Source organism: bacterium, from assembly GCA_040756715.1.
In the GTDB taxonomy this organism is placed as follows: domain Bacteria; phylum UBA9089; class UBA9088; order UBA9088; family UBA9088; genus JBFLYE01.
The window spans coordinates 1-6,573 of sequence record JBFLYE010000202.1; the positions used below are offsets into that span (position 1 = coordinate 1).

14 protein-coding genes are annotated in these 6,573 nt (G+C 32.7%); all 14 read right to left on the bottom strand.

Translation table 11 applies throughout. The annotated features are described in order from the left end of the window. Positions 1 to 442 (bottom strand): 3D domain-containing protein (locus tag AB1397_07740; GenBank protein MEW6482864.1); only part of this gene is annotated, 442 nt, incomplete at its 3' end. Then, positions 420 to 992 (bottom strand): hypothetical protein, encoded by a 573-nt coding sequence (locus AB1397_07745; protein MEW6482865.1) that lies wholly within the window; start codon positions 990 to 992, stop codon positions 420 to 422. The genes AB1397_07745 and AB1397_07740, both read right to left, overlap by 23 nt. Continuing rightward, positions 971 to 1,141 carry a hypothetical protein gene (locus tag AB1397_07750; GenBank protein ID MEW6482866.1) on the bottom strand — a complete coding sequence of 57 codons (171 nt, stop codon included), beginning with the start codon at positions 1,139 to 1,141 and terminating at the stop codon, positions 971 to 973. The genes AB1397_07745 and AB1397_07750 overlap by 22 nt, the downstream gene beginning before the upstream one ends. After that, on the bottom strand, positions 1,132 to 1,614 hold the full coding sequence (locus AB1397_07755) for a hypothetical protein (protein ID MEW6482867.1): 483 nt from the start codon (positions 1,612 to 1,614) through the stop codon (positions 1,132 to 1,134). Before AB1397_07755 ends, AB1397_07750 begins: the two co-directional genes overlap by 10 nt. A gap of 10 nt (positions 1,615 to 1,624) precedes the next feature. Continuing rightward, positions 1,625 to 1,816, bottom strand: coding sequence for a hypothetical protein (locus tag AB1397_07760; protein MEW6482868.1), 192 nt, complete (start codon positions 1,814 to 1,816; stop codon positions 1,625 to 1,627). Continuing rightward, positions 1,791 to 1,979, bottom strand: a complete 189-nt coding sequence (locus AB1397_07765; protein MEW6482869.1) for a hypothetical protein — start codon at positions 1,977 to 1,979, stop codon at positions 1,791 to 1,793. Before AB1397_07765 ends, AB1397_07760 begins: the two co-directional genes overlap by 26 nt. Further along, positions 1,963 to 3,285 (bottom strand): hypothetical protein, encoded by a 1,323-nt coding sequence (locus tag AB1397_07770; protein ID MEW6482870.1) that lies wholly within the window; start codon positions 3,283 to 3,285, stop codon positions 1,963 to 1,965. The genes AB1397_07765 and AB1397_07770 overlap by 17 nt, the downstream gene beginning before the upstream one ends. Position 3,286: 1 nt before the next feature. Further along, positions 3,287 to 3,547: a hypothetical protein gene (locus AB1397_07775; GenBank protein MEW6482871.1), complete on the bottom strand. Its 261-nt coding sequence runs from the start codon at positions 3,545 to 3,547 to the stop codon at positions 3,287 to 3,289. After that, positions 3,535 to 3,750 (bottom strand): hypothetical protein, encoded by a 216-nt coding sequence (locus AB1397_07780; GenBank protein MEW6482872.1) that lies wholly within the window; start codon positions 3,748 to 3,750, stop codon positions 3,535 to 3,537. Before AB1397_07780 ends, AB1397_07775 begins: the two co-directional genes overlap by 13 nt. Further along, positions 3,743 to 4,822, bottom strand: coding sequence for a hypothetical protein (locus tag AB1397_07785; GenBank protein ID MEW6482873.1), 1,080 nt, complete (start codon positions 4,820 to 4,822; stop codon positions 3,743 to 3,745). Before AB1397_07785 ends, AB1397_07780 begins: the two co-directional genes overlap by 8 nt. Then, positions 4,819 to 5,448 (bottom strand): hypothetical protein, encoded by a 630-nt coding sequence (locus tag AB1397_07790; protein ID MEW6482874.1) that lies wholly within the window; start codon positions 5,446 to 5,448, stop codon positions 4,819 to 4,821. Before AB1397_07790 ends, AB1397_07785 begins: the two co-directional genes overlap by 4 nt. A gap of 59 nt (positions 5,449 to 5,507) precedes the next feature. Then, complete coding sequence (locus AB1397_07795) at positions 5,508 to 5,711, bottom strand: hypothetical protein (GenBank protein MEW6482875.1); 204 nt, start codon at positions 5,709 to 5,711, stop codon at positions 5,508 to 5,510. Positions 5,712 to 5,756: 45 nt separating this feature from the next. Continuing rightward, entirely contained in the window at positions 5,757 to 6,101 is a 345-nt protein-coding gene (locus AB1397_07800; protein MEW6482876.1) for a hypothetical protein, read from the bottom strand. Positions 6,102 to 6,253: 152 nt separating this feature from the next. Next, positions 6,254 to 6,418, bottom strand: coding sequence for a hypothetical protein (locus tag AB1397_07805; protein MEW6482877.1), 165 nt, complete (start codon positions 6,416 to 6,418; stop codon positions 6,254 to 6,256). Positions 6,419 to 6,573: the final 155 nt, after the last annotated feature.

Consider the following 6,573-nt stretch of genomic DNA (forward strand, 5'->3'; position numbering starts at 1 on the left):
TATACCAAATTACTACTTTCTTCTTCCCAAATGCCCTAGCTTTATTTTTATTCCAACAAAATACATCTATCCGATAGTCTTGCCATTTAGGACTCATTCTATCATTGACCTCATAGAGTTTATCCTCAACAAACACCCAGCTTCCCATAGGTAAAATTTTCTCAAGGGGTCTTGATACAGCAATCCCGCCTTCTTTTACTTTTTTATTAGTTGCTGTAATGAGTGGGTCGTTATCGCATTGCCCTTTATCTGGGGAATAGGCAGTTGCAACAACTTGTAGAGATTGAAGGCTATTTATCTGGATGTCATTTTCTTCTTTCTGAAGCTTCCTGCCTTGCCATATCCCTATCTGGACCCCTACTGTGAAAATTCCTAACCCAATAACAAATCTAAATATCCATTTTTCTATGTCTATTTTTTTATTTTCTTTTGTTTTTTTCATTTTCTCCTCCTGATATCCTCCTTCCATATTCCATAAGGAGAAGAGCATCTGCATAGTTGTGGTCAGGTTTTTTACACTTGTCCGTTCTATACAGGCTTACTTCTGGAAATAATCTCTCTGCCTGTAAAATAGCCTTTCCTTTAGGGTCATCCCCTGCACAATCCTTTAGCATTTCCCTTTTCCAAGTGCAAGGTTTAACTTTCACAAAAGGCAATTGCAAGGCACTAACTATACCTTCAATTATTCCCAATCCTCGTCCCGTTTTGTATGATGAGACCCTACCTTCTTTGGGCATTACTCCTCCTTCTTCTATTACTACAAAAATTTTTGGAGGTATAAAAGTGGAAAAAGTTGAAAGAGGGTAAATAAGTAAATCTTTTTTTATGTCAATAAAAATTTTTACTATTTTATGAATATTATAATCTCTTTTAGTCTTTGAAATTGCAATAGTAGGCATAGGATGAACTTCAATCTTGTCATCGTTGATGGCAATTGCTCCTGTTATTCCTGGATCAATGCCAATATAAATCATTTTTCTTGTATTTCCCATTTTATCGCTTCCAACTGATCTTCTATTACCTTAATTCTTTCTTCTATTTGAAGACAGCTTATAAATCTGCCTTGTTTTATTTTTTCTACTTCTTCCTTAAGAAGTAAAAGCTGTTTTTCTATTGTTTTAATGATTTGATTTATCTGCATTTTAAAATATATTCCCACCTAATCTTATCTCCTATTATCTGATCAGGATTACGAGTTCTCTTATGATGGGACCAAGAAGCAAATTTAGTTTTATGAGTAGCCACCCAGTTACTTGCTTCATAGATTGTTCCCAATGTGCAACTAGTATCTTGGTAGCTTATTAGTCTTTTTATCTCTGGAAATTTTTGTCTAATCTTCTTAATCATTAAACTTATCATTTTGCTACAGGTATTTTTAGGACATTTGTCATTTACAGCTAATCTTCTTAATTCTAAAATTTCTTTTCTATCCTTAAATTTATTCCCTGCAATCGGGCTTGTCCAAATCCCAATTGCATAAATTTCTTCTCCAAGAAATAATCCGTAACAAACCCAGTAAGTGTTTCTGACTATATTTGATATAGAAATTCGTGGCAGATGGCTATGCCAGAGCCTATTTAATTCTGAAGCCAGCTTTGGTTTTATTTCTTTCACTTTAAATTGTTTAGGATTCAATTCCATATTTCTTTCTATTTCCTTTCTTATGGCTCATTTTCTCTGCAATTCTAATGAGAAATCGTTGCAGAGAACCAAGATAGGGTTTTTTGATGATTACTTCATTGTTTCCTGCTGTGATTTTCAATTCTTTTTCTGCCTCATCAAAGACAAATTTAATATATTTCAATTCTTTTGTCATTTTTTCCTCCTTTTTTATCATTTTTTTCGTTTGGCATTGGAATTTCTCTACCACAAACTGTGCATCTTAATTTTGTTCCTTTTCCTGCCGTATTAAATACTCTCATCCCTTTGCCATAACGCTCATCTTGAAAATTATTTTCACAATTACATTGTTTTATCATTAGTGATTACCTCCTTTTTTTCAAATTCTTGTTCTCCATGAATTCTTTCTTTTCTTTCTACCAACTGTTCCAGTTGTTTTTTTATTTCGTCCAGTTGCTCATCATTGGCTTTATTTAGCCCTTCTTTTATTCCTTCAGAAGTAAAAATTTGCTTAATAACAAAAGGGTCAATCCCTAATTCATTAAGCCGTTGTTGATTTTCTTTTATACTATCTATTTTTCTTTGTCTATCTTCTTCTTTTAACTCCTCCTCAAAGAGTTTTCCTTCTGACTTTTGTTTTTCTTCTTCTTCTATTTCCTTTCTAAATTTATAAAAGGCTACCTTTGCCTGTGCGTCTGACAAACTTTTTAAAGAAGTCTCTCCTACTATCTCTTTTCCTTCCTTGTTGACAAAAGAAGTTAATTTGAGCAATTCCTGTTGCATAGCTGATAAATCGTCTTTATAAACCTCTTTCATTAGGTCCCCTAGTCGTTCCCGATAACTTTTTATAGGCGTATTTTCGTCATCTTCAACATTTTTTTCTTGAGGTGGCTTTATTTCTTGTGGCAATGTTGGTATATCTTCTTCATCTATATACTCAATAGGAGTATCATCCAACATTCCTTCTTCCTTTGGAGGCTCTATTTTGTAATCAATGGCTAATATTTGTTTAGTATTTTCAATGGCTTTATTTAAGTCTTCTACCTTCATTTTACAACCAAATCTGAAAAGGTAATGGATGTTCATTTTTCCATCAGGAGATAGTATTTTCTCTGGTACTCTCTCTAGGGTTAAAGGGATGCCCCTACATCTGCCTACCATTGTCTGCCAATAAGCTATGGCATCCAGAATACGATTTATATTTGCTCCACTTCCCGTGTCTATTTGATATACTCCACCTAAAGAAACAAGAGGAAGAATTACCATTAGATGCCCTCTTTTATCGCAACTGTTTCGTGGGTCTTTACTTCCTAAATACTCACAGGGACATTTTTTCTCTTTCAGTTCCCTTGTTTCTGTATCCCAATATAGGGCTTCCTCTCCATTTCCTTTGCATTTTAGCCTGTTGTTAGCCCCATACATTTTGTAGCAGAAGGGGATAATTATTGTAGGGTCGTCAGAAGGGAACATAATATCAAGTATTTTTGGTTGTTCTCCATGAATTGCTTTCACTTCTGGAGGGCAGTAAAAGTAATCTATTTCTATGGGGTATTCTCTCCCTGTTCGTCTACTTATTCCTTTTATTCCTAGCCTTATCTTTCCAAGTCTGGGCAAATATCTTGTTTCCCTCCAGCCCTTAATCTCTGTAAATGTTTTTCCGTTCATTTTATTTACCTCCTTCCTCTAAACCTTTCAAGTTTTCGTTTATAAAGCTTACAAAAGCTTCATTTAACTTAATAAACACCTCTCTTTTTTTCAGGGAATTAAAGGAAACAGGGAAAATAAAGAGAAGTTTAAAGTCAGGAAAAGATTCTTCATCTTTCCAATTATTTATCCCTTCTAAATCCCTTACATACCCTCCACCCCTTTCCCAATTCTCCTTGTCTTGGGCTAATTGGGTTGCTTCTTCAGTTGTTAGGTTTTCCATTTATCTCTCAAATTAACTGCTTTTTCATATGCTTGTAAGCAGTCTTGTAAATATTCTCCTAAAATAAAATCAGGAGTGTTGCTGATATTTTCTCGGCTATATTTGTTGATTAAACTATTTAATTCTAATTCAAATTCAGTCATTTCTCTTAAAGCCCCTTTAATCATATTGCAGTTATCATCTTGAATTATTTTATTATTCATTTTTTACCTCCTTTAATTTGATGGTTAATCTCTCTGAAAATCCCTGTTCCTGACAATTTACAAGGATTTCCAAAGGTATAAGTTCTTTTTTAACACGGCAGGTCTCAATTAGCTTATTTGTGATGATATATTTTCCTGCAATTCCTTCTCTTACTCCTTTATTTTGTAATACTAATTTAATGTTTTCCTTTAATTTTTTGTTTTCCTTTTCTATCTCTTTGAGGTGCATATCTGTTTCAAGATAATAACCACAAAGGATCTCTAATTCCTCTGTTAAGTCAACCCCTGTTGCTAATTCTTCAAATTCTTTTTGGTAATTCTCCCAGCAAAGTTCACTGAATGGACAATATAAAATATCACAGTGCCAACTATCCCTCTTATATTGCCTCTTGGGAATGGTTTTTTTTTCTGCATAGTCTTCTACTTCTTGAAATTTTTTAAAGGAATTCTTTACTATATCGGGATAATCTCTATTGATTTCAATAGGTTTCATCCCTTTTGTTGATACAAACATTTGATTTACTTTCAAGCAATCCTTTAAGTAATCATAACTTAAAGTGAATTCTAAATATTGGGCTGTATTTTTATTTTTTACAAGCAGAATTCCCTCTGTTATTCCTGAAATTTCTTTCAATCCCCTTAAATATATGGCACATTGAGCCAAATTATTTACATCGGGATTGCCTTTTGCCTGTTCCTGCCAAGAGAAATGATTGATAGCTTTATGCTCCAGTAAGTATTCTTTACCTTCCAAGTCTTGCAAAATACCATCAATCTTGCCTTTTAGAATGAAAGGATAGCCTTCCCATCTGCATTCTATTTGCATTTGTTGGCTATGGATTTTGTAGGCTGTCTTTCTAATCCAATCTAGGGTTAGTTCCTCATGCCAGGCACTATCATCAAAAACTATTATACCTCTTCCTGATAGGGGAGTTTGAGAAAAATTGAGCCTCCAATACACTAGCTGTCTCAAACATCTATCTTCTCCAGCAAGAGATGGTCTAGGGTAGTATTTGCTTTCCTTTTCTTTATATTCTTGCTCAGCAATTTTGTGAATTATCTCGGCTATCATTTCTTTTGATAATCTTCTATTTCAATAATCTTATTTTTTTGTGTTTGGTCTGTTAGTTCTGGGTCTTCTGGAATTTCTTCATCTATATAAAATTGCCCTTTGACTCTTTTGTTGTTTCCTTGATTTCTATAAGCCCTTATAAAGCCCTCATAATCAAATTTGCGAAATCCTTGTTGAAAAGGAATTTTGCTTTTGATTCTTTCGTGAGGGAAAAAAGAGCCTCCAATCAATAGATTAAGCTTTTTTAAACCTAATTTTTCAATTTCTTCAAGTATTTCTTTAATTGTCAAGGAAGAATTACAGACATACGAGGCAGTAATAATATATTCTCCACAACCTCGTTCAATTTTCTTTCCTATATCTGAAGAAGAAGAAAGACTTATTTTTCCTTTCTCTACAAGATTTCTGACTGCTTCACTTGGGATACCATAGATATTGTTTAATTTGAAAAAACCAAACAAAACTGAGCCCTTAGAATCTCCTTGAAAAAGGTATATAGTATCTCCCCAATTCATATTCTTGAGGCGTTTTATATCAATCCTTCTGCTTATACCTATCTTTTCCGCTTCTTTTACGAAGGCGTTGATAGTGTAATACTTTTTCCCAATGAAATGTAGCCAAATCATTTTAGTTTATTCCAAGTTAACATAATATATATTATAAGTTGTTATAAATTGTCATTATTTTAAGTAACTCTTAAAATTTCTTTAACTTTTAATAAATCTTTAGGATTTAAATAATAATCCTTTGAAATAGGGTCTTGTTTTATATAACCTTTAAAGACCCCTTTTTCTATATATCTGTAAAATGTGCGTAAAGAAATTTTTAAAATGGGAAGTAAATCCATTGTTCCTAGTTTATTCATCAATCTATTAGGCTTCCCCTTCATTTTTATAATTATAAATAAATATACATAAGTTGTCAAGAAAAATTTTTATTCATTTGGAGAATATTCTGTTGAATACCAATTTTCGTAAAATTTCCCATCCCAAGTAATTCCTATTGCGTATTTAAATACTTTTCCTGTTGTTGTATCTAATAAAAATATTGCAGTTCGTTGTTCTTCTCGTGTATTATCTGGTCTCAGTATCTCTCCAGGTTTTTGCTTTTCATTATCCCTAAATATATAAGTTCCTTGAAAAAGTTGCCATCTGCCTACTTGGAAATAAGAATTATCAGCTTTAACAGAGCTAACAAAGTTTAACGAAGCAAGAAAAGGAAGCATTATAATAATGAATACGAAAAATATTATTATTCCAATATAAAAGTTTTTTTTCATAGTAGTTTAGAAAAGGGGTCTCTATGGCAAATGAAAGGTAGAATTGCCTTTGGGAAAGCACACATAGAAACCCCTAAAATTTCTAGGTTCTTTAGGTTTAAAATTCTACCTTTCATTTTACTAAAAATTATAAAATATAGAAAAAAGTTTTGTCAAGTGTTTTTTTCTTTTTTTTCATATTCTTCTTCAGAAAGTATTTCAAAATCTCTGCCTTGAGCGTGAAATTTCATAATTTCTTCAGCCTCTTTTTTGTCTTCAAAGACTGCCCAATTTTGCCACCTGCCGTCAGGCAGTTTATATCTTGCATACCAAAGCATTTGAAAAAAATTTAGGGGTCTCTATGAAGATAGTAGCTGACCTTGAAAGGGCAAGGATAGAGACCCCTTTATTTTCTTGTAGTTTTTTGAAATCAGCTACTTTCTTCATTCTAAAAACAGTATATTATACCTTTTTTCTTTTGTCAAGTGTTTTT